16 protein-coding genes are annotated in these 15,977 nt (G+C 71.8%); 14 read left to right on the top strand and 2 right to left on the bottom strand.

The genetic code is table 11. From position 1 onward, the window contains the following. The first annotated feature begins 28 nt into the window (after window positions 1-28). From AB0H83_RS01925 to AB0H83_RS01975, 11 genes are all read left to right on the top strand, one after another. Entirely contained in the window at window positions 29-814 is a 786-nt protein-coding gene (locus tag AB0H83_RS01925) for a neutral zinc metallopeptidase (protein ID WP_360085245.1), read from the top strand. 52 nt (window positions 815-866) lie between these two features. Beyond that, on the top strand, window positions 867-1,919 hold the full coding sequence (locus tag AB0H83_RS01930) for a hypothetical protein (protein WP_360085248.1): 1,053 nt from the start codon (window positions 867-869) through the stop codon (window positions 1,917-1,919). Window positions 1,920-1,951: 32 nt separating this feature from the next. Beyond that, window positions 1,952-3,004, top strand: coding sequence for a S8 family serine peptidase (locus AB0H83_RS01935; protein ID WP_360085252.1), 1,053 nt, complete (start codon window positions 1,952-1,954; stop codon window positions 3,002-3,004). Window positions 3,005-3,108: 104 nt separating this feature from the next. Continuing rightward, the gene (locus AB0H83_RS01940) at window positions 3,109-3,513 is read left to right on the top strand and encodes a hypothetical protein (RefSeq protein ID WP_360085255.1); all 405 of its coding nucleotides are present in this window, start codon (window positions 3,109-3,111) and stop codon (window positions 3,511-3,513) included. After that, window positions 3,513-4,637 (top strand): hypothetical protein, encoded by a 1,125-nt coding sequence (locus tag AB0H83_RS01945; RefSeq protein WP_360085258.1) that lies wholly within the window; start codon window positions 3,513-3,515, stop codon window positions 4,635-4,637. The genes AB0H83_RS01940 and AB0H83_RS01945 overlap by 1 nt, the downstream gene beginning before the upstream one ends. A gap of 155 nt (window positions 4,638-4,792) precedes the next feature. Continuing rightward, a complete protein-coding gene (locus AB0H83_RS01950) occupies window positions 4,793-5,746 on the top strand; it encodes a S8 family serine peptidase (RefSeq protein WP_360085261.1) in 954 nt (317 codons plus the stop codon). Between the two features lie 31 nt (window positions 5,747-5,777). Next, on the top strand, window positions 5,778-6,938 hold the full coding sequence (locus AB0H83_RS01955; RefSeq protein ID WP_360085264.1) for a mechanosensitive ion channel family protein: 1,161 nt from the start codon (window positions 5,778-5,780) through the stop codon (window positions 6,936-6,938). 153 nt (window positions 6,939-7,091) lie between these two features. Then, window positions 7,092-8,522, top strand: coding sequence for a pyruvate kinase (pyk, locus tag AB0H83_RS01960; RefSeq protein ID WP_360085267.1), 1,431 nt, complete (start codon window positions 7,092-7,094; stop codon window positions 8,520-8,522). A 19-nt stretch (window positions 8,523-8,541) separates the two neighbouring features. Then, a complete protein-coding gene (locus tag AB0H83_RS01965) occupies window positions 8,542-9,420 on the top strand; it encodes an acyl-CoA thioesterase II (protein ID WP_360085270.1) in 879 nt (292 codons plus the stop codon). Window positions 9,421-9,423: 3 nt separating this feature from the next. After that, entirely contained in the window at window positions 9,424-9,879 is a 456-nt protein-coding gene (locus tag AB0H83_RS01970) for an Rrf2 family transcriptional regulator (protein ID WP_360085273.1), read from the top strand. A gap of 354 nt (window positions 9,880-10,233) precedes the next feature. After that, entirely contained in the window at window positions 10,234-10,734 is a 501-nt protein-coding gene (locus AB0H83_RS01975) for an NADPH-dependent FMN reductase (RefSeq protein ID WP_360085276.1), read from the top strand. Between the two features lie 84 nt (window positions 10,735-10,818). On the opposite strand, the gene AB0H83_RS01980 is transcribed toward AB0H83_RS01975, so the two are convergent. Further along, on the bottom strand, window positions 10,819-11,043 hold the full coding sequence (locus AB0H83_RS01980) for a hypothetical protein (protein WP_360085279.1): 225 nt from the start codon (window positions 11,041-11,043) through the stop codon (window positions 10,819-10,821). Between the two features lie 49 nt (window positions 11,044-11,092). Beyond that, window positions 11,093-11,548 (bottom strand): Rrf2 family transcriptional regulator, encoded by a 456-nt coding sequence (locus tag AB0H83_RS01985; protein ID WP_033359691.1) that lies wholly within the window; start codon window positions 11,546-11,548, stop codon window positions 11,093-11,095. A 222-nt stretch (window positions 11,549-11,770) separates the two neighbouring features. Here AB0H83_RS01985 and AB0H83_RS01990 point away from each other — a divergent pair, with 222 nt between their 5' ends. From AB0H83_RS01990 to xylB, 3 genes are all read left to right on the top strand, one after another. Next, the gene (locus tag AB0H83_RS01990; RefSeq protein WP_360085284.1) at window positions 11,771-13,054 is read left to right on the top strand and encodes an ROK family protein; all 1,284 of its coding nucleotides are present in this window, start codon (window positions 11,771-11,773) and stop codon (window positions 13,052-13,054) included. A gap of 330 nt (window positions 13,055-13,384) precedes the next feature. Then, window positions 13,385-14,545 (top strand): xylose isomerase, encoded by a 1,161-nt coding sequence (gene xylA, locus AB0H83_RS01995; RefSeq protein ID WP_360085287.1) that lies wholly within the window; start codon window positions 13,385-13,387, stop codon window positions 14,543-14,545. Beyond that, window positions 14,542-15,975 (top strand): xylulokinase, encoded by a 1,434-nt coding sequence (gene xylB / locus AB0H83_RS02000; protein WP_360085290.1) that lies wholly within the window; start codon window positions 14,542-14,544, stop codon window positions 15,973-15,975. Before xylA ends, xylB begins: the two co-directional genes overlap by 4 nt. Window positions 15,976-15,977: the final 2 nt, after the last annotated feature.

Genomic DNA, 15,977 nt, shown 5'->3' on the forward strand with positions numbered 1-15,977 from the left:
GGGGCCGCTTCCCGGGTACCCCTCGGCCATGAACCGCACCCCGCTGTCCGCTTCGCTGCTCTGCACCGTGTTTCTGCTGGTCTTCGGCGGTCCCGCGGCGGCCGCTCCGGCCGACCCGCCGCCGTTCTGGGCGCCGCGGATCCCCTCGCTCCCCGTGCCTACCGCCGCTCCTACCCCTTCCGCGGCGCCCGCCTACTCGGCCCCCGCCTACTCGCCTCCGGCCTACTCGGCTCCGTCGCCCTCATCGGACTCGACGTTCGCCAGCGACGTCAGCATCGCGCTGCGGGTCGTCGAGCGGTACTGGAGCTCCCGGATCGTCGGCTTCCGTCCCGTTTCGCGGGTCGTGCCGTACCGCATCGACGGCGAGCTCATGTGCGGCGCACAGCCGATCCCGACGCAGAACGCCGCCTACTGTCCCCTCGGCGACTTCATCGCCTACGACGTCAACTGGTCCGAAGAGGTCTACCAGGAGCTCGGCGACGCCTTCGTCTTCTACCTCCTCGGCCACGAGTACGGCCACGCCGTCCAGCAACGCCTCGGCATCAACTATCAATTCACCATCCAGCAGGAGCTGCAGGCGGACTGCTTCGCCGGCGCGTACATCGGCGACTCCATCAAGCTCGGCTACTTCACCCTCGAGGACGGCGACCTCGACGAGCTGCGCTCCGGCCTGCTCTCCGTCGCCGACCCCGACGACGAACCCTGGTTCAAGGAAGGCGCCCACGGCTCCGCCGCCCAACGCACCGGTGCCTTCTTCGACGGCTACGAACAGAGCCTCGACGCCTGCGACATGCCCGCCACCTACCACGGCTGATCCTGCGGTACCGTCACGACTGTCTATTGCACATCGTGGCGGGGAGGACGCGGTGAGTGATCACGATTACCGGCGCTGGCGGCTGCCGCAACTGTGGCAGATGCTCGCCGCCGACCACCCCGCCGGCGCCCACCTCCACCTCGCCACCCTGCGCCGCCAGCAGACCGCCCTGGAAACCCAACGCGACCGCCTGCGAGCCCTCCGGGACCAGCTCGCTGTGGCGTGGCCACCCGAGAAGAGCGAGGCGGCCATGGCGTTCATCCAGCAGGTCAACGACATGATCGATGCCATTGTGCTGACGGCGCGCGGGGCGGGTGAGCTGCGCGCCAACCTCGTGCACGTGACCGACGCGATCGTCCAGGCGCGAGCCGAGATGGAGCCCCTGGTCGCCGACTATGAACGGGCGGGCGCGGCCGCCGACCCCAGGGTGACCGCAAACGCGCAGCGGCTCCTGGACGACCGGGCGCGGCGCATCCTCGTCACCGCGGATGCCACCGTGGCCGAAGCCCTGGGCAAGCTCGACGTCCCATTGCCCAGCTACTCCCGCTTCAGCTGGGATCGCCGGGAGGAGTCCAGCTCGACGACGACGACGACGTCGTCCGGCGGCGCGATCGCGCGCGGCGGTTCGTCCGTGCGGACGGTCCTGCCGTCGCCGCGCTTCGACCCTCCGGCACCAGTGATCGAGCCGGACCGCACCGGGCTCGGGGGCCCGGAGCAGGACGGCTTCGGCCTCACTGGCCTGCCGCAGGCCGCCGACCCCGGCGGTTCCGCGCCCGGCGTTCACCCGAACGGCGTCCAGCCGGGCGTGCGGAGTGTCACGGCGAGCGGTGGCCTGGTCCTGCACGGACCAGGCGGGCTGGGCGAAGACCCGGCGGCGGCCGTTTCCCGGACGGTGCCGGTGCAGACGACCGGACGCCCGTTCATCGGCAGCCCGCACGCGGGTCGTCTCACCCCCGCCGCGGAAGGCACGCGCCGGCGTGACTCGCACGACGCCCAGGCTGAGACATGGTCGGTCAGGGAAGGGGTCGCCCCAGTGATCACCCGGTCCGCGGCGGCCCACCGGGACCACGACCCAGGACCCGGCGTCCTGGGGATCGACCGTTGAGGAAGCGTAGGCTCCGCCCCCTCGGCGTTGCCGTGACACTCGCCGTCCTGTCGTGGCTGTCGCCGGCTCCGGCACACGCGGACAGCGTCCGGGACCGCGAATGGCACCTCACGGCCCTCGACGTGGTCCGCGCGCACCAGAGCAGCCAGGGTGACGGAGTGCTGGTCGCGGTCGCCGACACCGGCGTCGACGACCGGCACGGCGAGCTTGCCGGAGCGGTCATTGGCGGAAAGGAGTTCGGTGAGGGCGCCTCCGGCGACGGCCGCGCCGACACCGACGGCCACGGCACCGCGATGGCCGGGCTCATCGCGGGCCGCGGGCTGCCGAACGGCGCGGGTGTCCTGGGTATCGCTCCGAAGGCCACCATCCTGCCGGTCCAGACGATCCACGGCGACTTCGGCGGCGCCCCCACGGCGCTCGCCGCCGGCATCGCATGGGCCGTGTCAAAGGGCGCCCGGGTCATCTGCGTCGCCGCCGGCACGAGCGAGTACCCGGAGATGCGCCAGGCGATCGACTCGGCCCTCCGGGCGGATGTCGTGGTCGTCGCGGGCGCGGGCAACACCCCGAAGGACACCGGCGTCGCCTTCCCGGCACGCCTGCCTGGCGTACTCGCCGTCGGCGGGACCGACCGGGCGGGCAACCACGCGCCGATCTCGGCGACCGGGCCGGAGATCGCGCTCGTCGCTCCGGCCGTGGACATCATCTCGACCGGCACGTTCGGTAAGTACGTCACGAGCCAGGGCACCAGCAATGCGACGGCGATCGTGGCTGGGGTGGTGGCGTTGGTACGGGCAAAATATCCCACTCTGTCCGCCGCTGAGGTCGTCCGGCGGCTGACCGCCACCGCGACCGACCGCGGCAGGCCCGGCCGCGACGACGAGTACGGCTACGGCATCGTCAACCCCGTCGCGGCATTGACCGCGTCGATCGGGCCGCCGGCTCCTGCCGCATCGCCCCCCGCTGGCCGCGCCGGGCCGGGCGGTGGCTCCGGCCGGTTGCCAGCGGTGGTCTGGGTCCTCCTCGGCGGCGGGACGGTGGCTGCCTGCGCCCTGCTGCTGCTCCGGAGCCGCCGCCGGTCCGAGTAGCGGTTGTCACGCTGTGCGGTTGGTGCGATTCCGGGGCGTCACGGGGGTTCGGAGTTGCTGTACCGTCACGACTGTCTATTGCACATCGTGGCGGGGAGGACGCGATGAGTGATCACCAGTCGGGCTTCACGGTCGACCTGGAGGCGGTCCGCTCGTTCGGTGCGGGCCTGCACGCCGACCTGACCGCGCACCTGTCACCCGAGCACGACCAGATCCTGCGCACGTTCGTCGACACCCCGTCGTTCGGCACCCGCACCGCCAGCCCCGACGTCCAGGCGGCGGCCACGCTGTACCACCGCAAACTGATCGAACTGCTGGACCTGATGGACGCCTTCGTCCACAACGGCGCGGTCTTGGTCCAGGCGGCCGAGGAGGTCGTCGCGGCCTATGCGCATGCGGACCAGCTGAGTGGCGACCAGTTCAAGACCAGCCTGGCCGTCGCCTCGACGAAGGTTGACGACGCCATCTGGGCCGCGCAGCACGACCCGAAGACGGGCAGGTCCGCCTGATGGCCGAGTCGTACCGCCGGTGGCGGCTGCCGGAGCTGTGGGAAATGGTCGCCGCCGACGACGCCGTAGATGCCCACCTGCACCTGGCCACCCTTCGGCGTCAGCAGATCGCTCTGGAGGTACACCGGGACCGGTTGAGAGCCCTGCGGGATCGGCTTGCCGAGGGGTGGCCTTCCGACCGCAGCGCCGCGGCGATGGCATTTCTGCAGCGGGTCAACGACATGATTGATGCGATGACGCAGACAGCATTGGGGGCGGCGGAGGTTCGGACCAATGTGTCCCACATCGTTGCCGTGATAGCCGAGCTGCGTGCTGACCTCGCTCCGTTGGTCGCAAAATACAATGCCGCCGCGTCATATCCTGATCCGCGGGTCAGGCGGCAGACACAGAAGTCGCTCGACGAACTTGCGCGTCAGACCTTCGTGAGATCCGACGAAGTGGTGGCGGAGGCGACGGCGAATCTCGCTGTCAGCCTGCCGAACTACGACACCATCCGTGACCGTGTGGAACTCGAGTCGTCCGGACCGGGACAGATCTCCGGCAACAAACCGAGGACGACAGGTTCCGGGCGTGGCGGTGGCACGCACCTCACGAACCTCGCTCCGCCGACCTTCGATCCACCTGCGCCCGTCGATGTGCATGAGATCGATGACGACTTCGACCTGGCAGCCGGCAGACCTTTCGAGCCGTCGTCGATTCCGGGCGGCACTCATTCTGATCTCAAGACCGGTGTTCCAGGCGTGCGTGACGTGGCAGCAATTTCGAATGGCATCATCGGTGGTCCTCTTACCGTCCCGGCACAATCTGAGGCACGGGCCCCCAGCGCCCGCGGACCCGTCATAGGAATGCCACCGGCCGGCGCTGCGATGCCTCGCGCAGGTGCCGGGGGATCGCAGCCAGCCCAGCGGTTGTCCGGCGCTCCGGTCGGCGGCCCGATGGTCAGGTCTCATGGCGCTGCGGGCGGCAACCGCGACCGTTCCTTCGAGGAGTATGTGGCTCGAAGCCAGTCTCAATCCGACGATGAGTCGCAATGGGTGGTCCCACGAGGGGTGACACCCTTGATCGAGGCAACGAAAGAGCGTCCCCACGACGTCGGCCCCGGAGTCCTTGGAATTGATCGGTGACCGCCCGTCGAGCACCGGTCCTGTTGGTCTTGGCGGTTACAGCGGCAGGTCTGATTGCGCCTGCGCCTGCCCATGCCGACAGCGTACGCAGTAGGCAATGGCATCTTGCTGCCCTCGATGTGCTTCAGGCTCAGCGGTTGAGCCAGGGTGAGGGCGTGATCGTCGCGGTTGCCGACACGGGGGTGGACGATCGGCACCCAGAGCTTGCCGGTGCGGTGATGCCAGGAAAGGAGTTCGGTGAGGGTGCCTCCGGAGAGGGAAAGGATGACACCGACGGACACGGCACTGCCATGGCCGGCCTGATCGCGGGGCGGGGACTGCCCAATGACAGCGGTGTGCTCGGCATCGCGCCCAAGGCCATGATCCTTCCGGTGCAGACCGTTCACAGCGAGTTCGGCGGCTCACCGACCAACTTGGCTGCCGGTATCGACTGGGCGACCGCGCACGGCGCGAAGATCATCTGCATTGCGGCCGTGACCAGTGAATATCCCGTCGTGAAGAACGCGGTAGAAGCGGCGATACGCGCCGACGTGGTCGTTGTCGCAGGCACGGGAAATGCCCCGGCGACTGCACGCGTTGGGTTTCCGGCCAAGATCCCGGGCGTCCTCGCGGTGGGTGGGACCGATCGTGACGGAACCCACGCGACCATCTCGGCGACAGGGCCGGAAGTGGTGCTGTCGGCACCCGCCACGGACATCATCTCGTTGGACGTTTTCGGCAAGTACGGCACGGGGGACGGCACGAGCAACTCGACGGCGATTGTGGCCGGGGTCGTGGCCCTGGTACGGGCGAAATACCCCCACCTCCCCGCGGCCGAGGTGGTCCGCCGGCTCACCGCCACCGCCACCGATCGCGGGAAGCCGGGCCGTGACGACGAGTACGGGTACGGCATCGTCAACCCGGTCGCCGCGCTCACCGCGACCCTGCCGGCCGACCCCAGCAGCGCCGGCCAACCCGCTGGTCAGCCCAGCAGCGCCGGTCAGCCCGCCGGTCAGCCGTCGGCCGGGCAGCGGCAGCAGCGTGGCGCGGTGAGCCCGGGGTGGCTGGTGGTCGGTGCCGGGGTGGTTGCCGGGACGGTTGTCTGGTGGTTGCGACGCAGGACACGTTAGGGGGCCAGGGGGCGCGGGTACCTGGTGCCGAATGCAAGAGACGCTCATCGACACTCTTACGCCGCCCGTTATCGCGCTCGGGGCGGCGGTCGTCGCGGTACTGCTGGTGCAGGCCGCGCACGTGGTGCTGTTGCGGGCGGGGCGGCGCTCGGCGTTGCTGACCGAGCTGGCGACGAAGGCGCACCGGCCGACGCAGTGGGTGGTGGTGCTGGCGTCGGTGTACTTCGCGGTGCGGGGGTCGGCCGACGAGGCGGACTGGCGGCACACGTTCCTGCACGTGGACCAGCTGCTCATCATCGGGACGGTGGCGTGGCTGGTCGCGGCGCTGCTGGTGGTGGCGGAGGATGCGGCGCTGGCGCGGTTCCGCACGGACGTGCCGGACAACCGGCAGGCGCGGCGGGTGCACACGCAGGTGGTGATGATCCGGCGGGTGACGGTCGCGACGGTCGCGGTGATCGCCGGTGGCGTGATGCTCATGACGTTCCCGCAGGCCCGCATACTGGGCACGAGCTTGCTGGCCAGCGCGGGGTTTGCCGGCATCATCGCCGGTCTGGCGGCACAGAGCCTGCTGCGCAACCTGTTCGCGGGGTTGCAGCTGGCGTTCAGCGACGCGGTGCGGCTCGGCGACGTCGTCATCGTCGAGGAGGAGTGGGGGCGCATCCAGGAGATCACGCTGTCGTACGTGGTCGTGCACGTGTGGGACGACCGGCGGCTGATCCTGCCGACGTCGTACTTCACGGAGAAGCCGTTCCAGAACTGGACGCGGACCGAGGCGGCCCTGCTCGGTGAGGTCATGCTGGACGTCGACTGGTGGCTGCCGGTACCGGAGGCGCGCGAGGAGCTGCGCCGGGCGCTGGAGTCGACGGACCTGTGGGACGGGCGGGTCTCGGTCCTGCAGGTGGTCGAGGCGACCGGCAGCGCGATGCGGCTGCGGGCGCTGGTGAGCGCGACGGACGCGCCGAAGCTGTGGGACCTGCGGTGCTTCATCAGGGAGCACATGGTGACGTGGCTGCGTGACGCGCACCCGTCGTCGCTGCCGCGGGTGCGGGCCGAGATGACGTCGGCGATGCCGCTGCACGCGACGCTGACCGGGCAGACGCACACCGCCGACGGCGACGCCCGGGTGTTCAGCCACAGCGTCGACGGCCGGGCCCGCGCCGAGGCGTTCACGGGCGGCGAACGCGAGCTCTGAGCTCCCGTGCACCAGAGCGACCAGCCACCAGGCACATGGACGACCTGGACAGCGCACGATCATCGGGAAACTGCCGGTGGACAGTGTCTCAACTGATGGCGCCACCCCCGGGTCGGCCGAACCGTCACGGTGCGGAGGGGCTAGCCTCAAGGAGTGACTCGACGCGCAAAAATCGTCTGTACGCTCGGACCCGCTACATCGTCGCCCGAGCGGATTCGCGGCCTCGTCGACGCCGGGATGGACGTCGCGCGGCTCAACTTCAGCCACGGCAGCCATGAGGACCACGCCGCGGTGTTCGCTCTCGTCCGTGAGGCCGCCGCTGCCGCCGGCCGTTCCGTTGGCATTCTCGCCGACCTCCAGGGTCCCAAGATCCGGCTCGGTCGCTTCGCCAACGGGCCCCACGAGTGGCGCACCGGTGACACGGCCATCATCACCAGCGACGACGTCGTCGGCACCGCCGACCGCGTGTCGTGCACGTACACGAAGCTGCCGCAGGAAGTGAAGGCCGGCGACCGGCTGCTGATCGACGACGGCAAGGTTGCCGTCGAGGTCACCGGCGTCAAAGGAAACGACATCACCGTCCTCGTCACCGAGGGCGGCATGGTCTCAAACAACAAGGGCGTCTCGCTGCCCAACGTCGCGGTGAGCGTCCCCGCCCTGTCCGAGAAGGACGCCGAGGATCTCCGGTTCGCGCTGCAGCTCGGCGCGGACTGGATCGCCCTGTCGTTCGTGCGCTCGCCCGACGACATCAAGCTCGTCCACGAGATCATGGACGAGGAGCGGGTGCACCGCCCGGTCATCGCCAAGGTCGAGAAGCCGGAGGCGGTCGCCGCCCTCGAGCAGATCGTCGCGGCGTTCGACGGCGTCATGGTCGCCCGCGGCGACCTCGGCGTCGAGATGCCCCTCGAGCAGGTGCCGCTCGTGCAGAAGCGGGCCGTGCAGCTGTGCCGCGAGTCGGCGAAGCCGGTCATCGTCGCCACGCAGATGCTCGACTCCATGATCGAGAATGCCCGGCCGACCCGCGCCGAGGCGTCCGACGTCGCCAACGCCGTGCTCGACGGCGCCGACGCCGTGATGCTCTCCGGCGAGACCAGCGTCGGGCGGTACCCGATCCTGACCGTCTCCACGATGGCCCGGATCATCGCCACCACCGAGGGCGGTTCGCTGTCGGTGCCGCGGCTGCAGCACGACCCCCGCACCCGCGGTGGCGCGCTCACCTCGGCCGCCTCCAACATCGCCCGCAACATCGGCGCCAAGGCGCTCGTCGCCTTCTCGCAGACCGGTGACACGGTCCGCCGCCTCGCCCGCCTGCACTGCGAGCTGCCACTGCTCGCGTTCACGCCCGAGCCGACGGTCCGTAACCAGCTGGCCCTGTCATGGGGCGTGCAGACGTTCGACGTGCCGTTCGTCGAGCACACCGACGAGATGTTCCAGCAGGTCGACATGGCCATGGCCGGCCTGCCGTGGCTCAGCGCCGGTGACGACGTCGTCATCGTCGCCGGCTCCCCGCCCGGCACGCCCGGCTCGACCAACACGCTGCGCGTGCACCAGCTGGGAGCACTGTCACACGAACACAGCGCGTGATTACCTCTAGATTGCAGGGGTGGATGAGCTCGCAAGTGGACAAGCGGCGGTAGACGCCCTCGTCCGACTCCTGGACCTCGAAGCGCTGGGGGACGACCGGTTCCTGGGCATGAGCCCACCGGTCGGCCCCCAGCGCGTCTTCGGCGGGCAGGTGGCCGGTCAGGCGCTCGTCGCCGCCGGCCGCACCGTCGATGCCGAGCGCCAGGTGCACTCGCTGCACGGGTACTTCGTCCGGCCCGGCGACCCGACCGTGCCCATCGCGTACTCGGTGGAGAACATCCGCGACGGTCGCTCCTTCTCGGTCCGGCGGTCCGTCGCCCGCCAGCACGGCGAGGTCATCTTCTTCATGTCGGCGTCGTTCCAGCTGCCCCAGGACGGCCTGGACCATCACGAGGCCGCGCCGGCCGGCGTACCCCTGCCGGAAGACGTCCCGACGATGGGGGAGCGGCTGGCCAAGTACCCGGAGCGCGCCGGCATCTGGTCGAAGATCCCGCGCCCCATCGACGTGCGCTACGTCGGCGAGCCCGGCTGGGTCCGCCCCGGCGACCGCCCCGCGTCCCCGACCCAGCGGGTCTGGATGCGCATCGACGGCAAGCTTCCCGACGACCCGCTGCTGCACGCGTGCGCGCTCACGTTCGCCTCGGACCTCACCCTGCTCGACTCGGTCCTCGCCGTGCACGGCGCCGTCTGGGGCCCCGGCGGCTTCGCCGGCGCCAGCCTCGATCATGCCCTGTGGTTCCACCGCGGCTTCCGCGCCGACGAGTGGTTCCTTTACGACTCGCTCAGCCCCTCCGCCTCCGGCGCCCGCGGCCTCGCCACGGGCCGCATGTTCACCCGCGACGGGCGACACATCGCGACGGCCGTGCAGGAAGGCCTGTTGCGACGCGTGGGAGGATGAGACATGCGTCTTTCAGCCCGGGTCGACTACGCCCTCCGCGCGGTGGCGGAGCTGGCAGCATCGGCCGGTGACGGCAAGCTAGTGACCGCCGACCGTCTGGCGTCCGCCCAGCAGATCCCACCGAAGTTCCTGGAGAGCATCCTGCTGCAGCTGCGCCGCGGCGGCGTCGTCGTCGCCCAGCGCGGCCCGGAGGGCGGCTACCGGCTCGCCCGCCCCGCCTCCGAGATCAGCCTCGCCGAGATCATCCGCGTGATCGACGGCCCTCTCGCCAATGTGCGCGGCCAGCGCCCCGAGGACCTCGGCTACCACGGCGCCGCGTCCGCGCTGCAGGACGTGTGGATCGCGCTGCGGGCCAACGAGCGGCTCATCCTCGAAACGGTCACCATCGACGACGTGGTCACCGGCGAGCTCCCCGAGCGCGTCCGCGACCTGGTCGCCGACCCGCGCGCCTGGGTCTGACCGCCGCCTGCGCGGTCCGGTTGCTCCGGTCGCCGATGCGGATTGCTCCGGTCCGTCGTGGGCGCGGTCCGCAGCTCCCGTCAGCCACCGGTCGGGCCTTGGCGGCCCTCCCTGCCAGGCCCGCGTGCAGTCACCCCGACGCGACCTGGCGGTTGCGACAACGCGGCCGTGGACGGCCGCGACGCGGCCTGCGGCCGCGAACAAACCCGTGGGCTGAGCTTGTCGTGGGCTGGGCGAGGGGGCAGTTTGACCTTGGAAGCTTTGACCCGCCTGAACGAGCCGGACATTCCAAGGTCAACGAGGCTCCACCTTCTGCTATTTCCGATCGGGTCGATAGGAGATAGGATTGGCGGCATGATCGTCGTGCTCTCCGGTAATCCGCGTCCGCACTCCCGTACGCTGCACCTGGCCGAAGAGGTCGGGGCCGCGCTCGCGGACCGGCTCGGCCAGCCCGTGCCGCACACCATCGACGTGGCGGCGCTCGGCACCCGCCTGCTGCAGACCGGCGACGGCGCCGTCGCGGACGCGCTGGGGCGGCTCCGGCGGGCGAGCGTGCTGGTGGTGGCGACGCCGACGTACAAGGGCACGTACACGGGAGTGCTCAAGGTCCTGCTGGACCAGCTGCCGGCCGAAGGGCTCAAGGACGTCGCCGCCGTGACCGTGGTGACGGCTGGGGTCCGCGCGCAGGCCGACGCGACCGAGCGGAACCTGCGCGAGCTGCTCGGCGAGCTCGGCGCGGTGCCGGTGACGCCTGGCCTCGCGGTCGTCGAGTCGGAGCTGGCGAACGCGGGGACCGCCGCAGCCGGGTACGTGGCCCAGGTCGGCGACGCCTTCACCGCCGACGCCGCGGTCTGATCCCCGGCCGGAGCCGTCTGACCCCCGGCCGGGCCGGACGGCTCAGCGGCTGGACCGTACCGCTCAGCGGCCGGACTGGACGGCTCAGCGGCCCATCAGGTTGCCGGCCATGGCCAGCGGCGAGTCGTCGGCACCCTCGGCCTGGTCGCTCAGGACGTTCAGCGACCGGGCGATGCTCACCAGCGCGTACGTCTGCGTGACCTGCAGCGTCCGGTCCATCTGCAGGTCGTCGGCCATGTCGAGCTCGTCGCGGATCGCGTGCAGGAAGCCCTCGGCCGCCTGCAGATAGGGGTCATGCGCCTTGGACATGCCCTGAGCGTAGGTCCGTGACGGGCCGGTCACCCCGGGTTCGGGAGTTTCAGCGCGGCTGCCAGGCCTGCGGCGGCGTGGTGAGGCGCCGCACGTGGGCCGGCATCCGGCCGCGCACCACGTCGGCGAGGCTGACCTCGTCCAGGACGTTGCGCACGGCGGCCCGCACCGCGACCCACAGCTGCTGGAGGTGCTCGGCGGTGCCGGAATACATGGCCTCCTCCGGCCGGACGCCGCGCACCTCGGCGAGAGGGCCGTCGACGGCGCGGAGCACGTCGCCGACCATGATCTCGGAGGGCTGGCGGGTCAGGACGTAGCCGCCGTCGACGCCCCGCTGGCCGCGGACGAGGCCGGCGCGGCGCAGGTCACCCAGGACCGCTTCGAGGAACTTCCGGGGCATCTCCTGTTCGTCGGCGAGACCGGCGGCCGACACGACCGCCGGGTAGGCGGCCGCCAGGCCGAGCGAGGCCCGCACCGCGTAGTCGCCGCGTGCCGAGATGTGCATGGCAAAGACTGCCTTCCCGCAGAGAGCGTGCCGTACCCGTGACGGACCATGGGACCCGTCGCGGGGGCCAGCTTCAGGAGCTAGCCGGTGGGGAATGTCCGTTACCAATGTAGGGTGCGCGCTCGCGCGTGATCGCCGGGGTAGCGTTGTCGGATTATGCGACCAGACGAACGCGTGGGTGAGCGCTCACCCGAGCCCCGCCGCGGCGCCGATCACAACGTGATGCGCGAGGTCAACCGCTCGCTCGTGCTGGCGCTGGTCAAGGAGGGCGGGCCGGTCTCCCGCGCGAGCATCGCCCGGTCCACGACCCTGGCCAAGCCGACCGTGTCCGCGATCGTCGACGAGCTGATCTCCGACGGGCTCGTGCGCGAGGTGGGGCCCGGCTCGACCGCGGTCAGCGGCGGGCGGCCGCCGATCCTGCTGGAGTTCAACGCCCGCTCCCAACTGGTGGTCGGCGCGCACATCGGCGCCCGGCGCACCACCGTCGCGATCGGCGACGCGGCGGGGGAGGAGATCGCCCGGCGGGAGTTCCCGACGCCGACCGCGCTGGCCGCCGGCGTCGCGGGCACGGCTGCCGGTGTCGCAGGTACGGCCGCCGGCGGCGCGGGTGGCGCCGGCGCTGCGGGCACGGCCGCCGGCGGCGTCTCACCGGGCGACGCGCTGCGCATGGTGGCCGCCGAGGCACGTGCCGCGATCCAGGGCACGGCGCTGCCCACCGCCCGGCTCGCCGCCGTCGGCGCGGTCCTGCCCGGGCTCACCGACTTCCACACCGGCGTGTGCCTGCTCGCACCCAACCTCGGCTGGCGGGACGTGCCGGTCCGCGACATTCTTGCCGCCGAACTCGGCGCCCCCGTGTACGTCCACAACGCCGGCCAGGCCGCGGCCGTCGCGGAGAACCTGGAGGGCGCCGGCGGCCGGGTCGGAGATCTGGCGCTGCTGTACGCGGGCACCGGCCTCTCCGCCGGCGTCCTCTCCGACGGCAGGGTGTTCCACGGCGTCGGCGGCACGGCGGGCGAGATCGGGCACAACGCGGTGCCCGGCAACGAGGAGCCGTGCAACTGCGGCAACGTCGGCTGCCTGGAGACCGTCGCGTCGGGCCCGGCGATCGTCCGCGCGGTCCGCCGCGCCCTCGCCGCCGGCGAGCCGTCGAGCCTGGCCGGGCTGGACACGTTCGACGCCCGGGACGTCGCCACGGCGGCCCGCGCCGGCGACGCCCTCGCCGCCTCGGTGATCGCCGAGATCGGGGCGCACCTGGGGCTCGCGGCGTCGTGGCTGATCAACGCGTACAACCCGGCGGTCCTCGTGGTCGGCGGCGGGCTCGCCCCGATCGGCGATCTGCTGCTGGACCCGCTGCGCGCCGCGGTGGCCCGGCACGCCCTGGCCCCGGCCCTGCGCGGCGTCGAGATCCGGGCGTCGGTGCTCGGCCCCGACGCCGAGGTGCGGGGCGCGGTGCTCCTGGCGCTGCAGCACTCGGAGACCTACTACCGCGTCGTCTTCCGCGCCTGACGCCACAGGACCGCCGCCCCTGGCGCCACAGGGGACCGCCGCGCGCCTGGCATCGCGGGACTGCTGCGCCGACAGCGCAGACGCGACCGCACCACCGAGGCGCGCCGCCCGCCGCCCGCAGCGCGCCGCAAACCCGCTCCGCCGCCGAAGCCCATTCCGCCGCCGAAGCCCGCAACGACACCGAATCCTGCGATGCTTCGTACCGATTGAGCAGGATTTTTCAGGATACGTAGGCAGGTGCATCCCGGTTAGTTCCGATATTGAACTAACCCCGCCCAGCGGCGTAGGGTGCTAGCCATCCGCCAACGAACACCCCGCGAAGAGGTACTCATGAACGATTACCAGCCCACCCGCGCCGACAAGTTCTCGTTCGGGTTGTGGACCGTCGGCTGGCAGGCCCAGGACGTCTTCGGCGCCGCGACCCGCGCCCCCCTCGACCCGGTCGAGGCGGTCCACCGCCTGTCGGACCTCGGCGCCGCCGCCGTCACGTTCCACGACGACGACCTGTTCCCGTTCGGCAGCGACGACGCGACCCGCGACCACCTGATCGCCCGCTTCAAGGATGCGCTCAAGGCGACCGGCGTGGGTGTCGAGATGGTCACCACCAACCTCTTCGGCCACCCGATCTTCAAGGACGGCGGCTTCACCTCCAACGACCGCGCGGTCCGCCGCTTCGCGATCAAGAAGGTGCTGCGCAACATCGACCTGGCGGCGGAGCTCGGCGCGGAGACCTACGTGCTGTGGGGCGGCCGTGAGGGCGCGGAGTCCGGCGGGGCGAAGGACGTCGCCGCCGCGCTCGACCGGTACCGCGAAGGGCTCAACCTGCTGTGCGCGTACGTGCGCGACCAGGGCTACAACATCCGCTTCGCGCTGGAGCCCAAGCCCAACGAGCCCCGCGGCGACATCCTGCTGCCCACGATCGGTCACGCCCTCGCCCTGATCTCCACCCTGGACGAGCCCGACCGTGTCGGCCTCAACCCCGAGGTCGGGCACGAGGAGATGGCCGGGCTCAACTTCGCCCACGGCATCGCGCAGGCGCTGTGGCACGGCAAGCTGTTCCACATCGACCTCAACGGCCAGCACGGCCCCCGCTTCGACCAGGACCTGCGCTTCGGCGCGGGCAACCTGCGCGGCGCGTTCTGGACCGTCGACGTGCTCGAGACCGGCGGGTACACGGGCTACCGCCACTTCGACTACAAGCCCCCGCGCACCGAGGACTACGACGGCGTGTGGGAGACCGCGCGGGCGTGCATGCGCAACTACCTGATCCTCAAGGAGCGGGTGAAGTCGTTCCGCGCCGACCCGGAGGTCGCCGCGGCGCTCGAGGCGGCCCGGGTCAACGAGCTGCACGAGCCGACCCTCGGCGAGGGCGAGACGATCGAGTCGCTGCGCGCCGAGGAGTTCGACGTCGACAAGCTCGCCGCGCGGGGCAGCGCGTTCGAGTACCTGGACCAGCTGGCGATGGAGCACCTCCTGGGTGTCCGTTCGTGAGTGGACCGTTGACGGGCGGACGGCGGCTCGTCGCGGGCGTCGACACGTCGACCCAGTCGACGAAGGTGCTCGTCTGCGACGCCGACACCGGTGAGGTCGTGCGGGAGGGCCGGGCCGGGCACCCCGACGCGACCGAGGTCGACCCGGCCCACTGGTGGCGCGCGTTCGGCGAGGCTACGGGCGACGGCGCGCTGCTGGAGGGCGTGGCCGCGATCGGGATCGGGGGTCAGCAGCACGGCATGGTGCTGCTGGACGAGGCCGGTGCCGTGGTCCGCGACGCGCTGCTGTGGAACGACACGCGCTCCGCCGGCGCCGCCACCGACCTCATCGCCGAGCTGCCCGGCGGGGCCGCCGGATGGGCCGACGCGACCGGGCTCGTGCCGGTGGCCAGCTTCACCGTGACGAAGCTGCGGTGGGTCGCCGAGCACGAGCCGGCCAACGCCGCCCGCGCCGCCAGCGTCATGCTGCCGCACGACTGGATCACGCACCTGCTGCGCGCCGGCGGCGAAGGCGGTCCGACCACGGACCGGGGTGACGCTTCCGGGACGGGGTACTGGTCGCCGGCGTCCGGGACGTACCAGCCGCAGCTGCTGCGGCTGGCGTTCGGCCGGGATCTGGCCGTGCCGCGGGTCGCCGGGCCGGCCGAGGTGGTGGGTGAGACCGTCGCCGGTGCCCTTCTTGCGCCGGGCACCGGCGACAACATGGCCGCCGCGCTCGGGCTCGGCCTGGGCCCCGGCGACGTGGTGGTGTCGCTCGGCACCTCCGGCACGGTCTTCGGCGTCTCGGAGCGGCCGGTCACCGACGTCAGCGGCACGGTCGCCGGGTTCGCCGACGCGACCGGCCGGCACCTGCCGCTCGTCGCGACCCTCAACGCGGCACGGGTCCTGTCGACGGTGGCCACGCTGCTCGGCGTCGATCTGTCCACGTTGGACGAGCTGGCGCGCTCGGCGGCGCCCGGGGCGGGTGGGCTGACGCTGCTGCCGTACCTCGACGGCGAGCGCACCCCGAACCTGCCCGACGCCCGCGGCCTGCTCAACGGCATCACCCGCGGCAACGCCACCCCGGCGAACCTGGCCCGGGCGGCGGTCGAGGGCATGCTGTGCGGGCTCGCCGACGGCATCGACGCGGTCCGGGGCCTGGGCGTGCCGGTCGAGCGGATCCTGCTGATCGGCGGTGCCGCGGCTTCGGCAGCGGTACGCGAGGTCGCGCCGGCCCTCTTCGGCGTCCCGGTCAGCGTGCCGGACCCGGGGGAGTACGTCGCGCTGGGCGCCGCCCGGCAGGCCGCATGGGTCCTCGACGGTGGCGCGGAGGCCCCCGCCTGGCGGGTGCCGGGGACGGCCGCCGCGGCGGAGACCCTGGCCGGCCCGGCCGCGCAGACCCGCAAGGTGTACGCCGACGTCCGCGACCGCGCACAGGCACTCCTGCGGTAGCC

Origin of the sequence: Dactylosporangium sp. NPDC050688, assembly GCF_040654515.1 — a bacterium.
Classification (GTDB): Bacteria; Actinomycetota; Actinomycetes; order Mycobacteriales; family Micromonosporaceae; genus Dactylosporangium.

Coding starts and splice junctions, on each gene's coding strand:
- AB0H83_RS01925 (WP_360085245.1), top strand. CDS start 29: ATGAACCGCACCCCGCTGTCCGCTTCGCTGCTCTGCACCGTGTTTCTG.
- AB0H83_RS01940 (WP_360085255.1), top strand. CDS start 3,109: ATGAGTGATCACCAGTCGGGCTTCACGGTCGACCTGGAGGCGGTCCGC.
- AB0H83_RS01945 (WP_360085258.1), top strand. CDS start 3,513: ATGGCCGAGTCGTACCGCCGGTGGCGGCTGCCGGAGCTGTGGGAAATG.
- AB0H83_RS01955 (WP_360085264.1), top strand. CDS start 5,778: ATGCAAGAGACGCTCATCGACACTCTTACGCCGCCCGTTATCGCGCTC.
- AB0H83_RS01970 (WP_360085273.1), top strand. CDS start 9,424: ATGCGTCTTTCAGCCCGGGTCGACTACGCCCTCCGCGCGGTGGCGGAG.
- AB0H83_RS01975 (WP_360085276.1), top strand. CDS start 10,234: ATGATCGTCGTGCTCTCCGGTAATCCGCGTCCGCACTCCCGTACGCTG.
- AB0H83_RS01980 (WP_360085279.1), bottom strand. CDS start 11,043: ATGTCCAAGGCGCATGACCCCTATCTGCAGGCGGCCGAGGGCTTCCTG.
- AB0H83_RS01985 (WP_033359691.1), bottom strand. CDS start 11,548: ATGCACATCTCGGCACGCGGCGACTACGCGGTGCGGGCCTCGCTCGGC.
- AB0H83_RS01990 (WP_360085284.1), top strand. CDS start 11,771: ATGCGCGAGGTCAACCGCTCGCTCGTGCTGGCGCTGGTCAAGGAGGGC.
- xylA (WP_360085287.1), top strand. CDS start 13,385: ATGAACGATTACCAGCCCACCCGCGCCGACAAGTTCTCGTTCGGGTTG.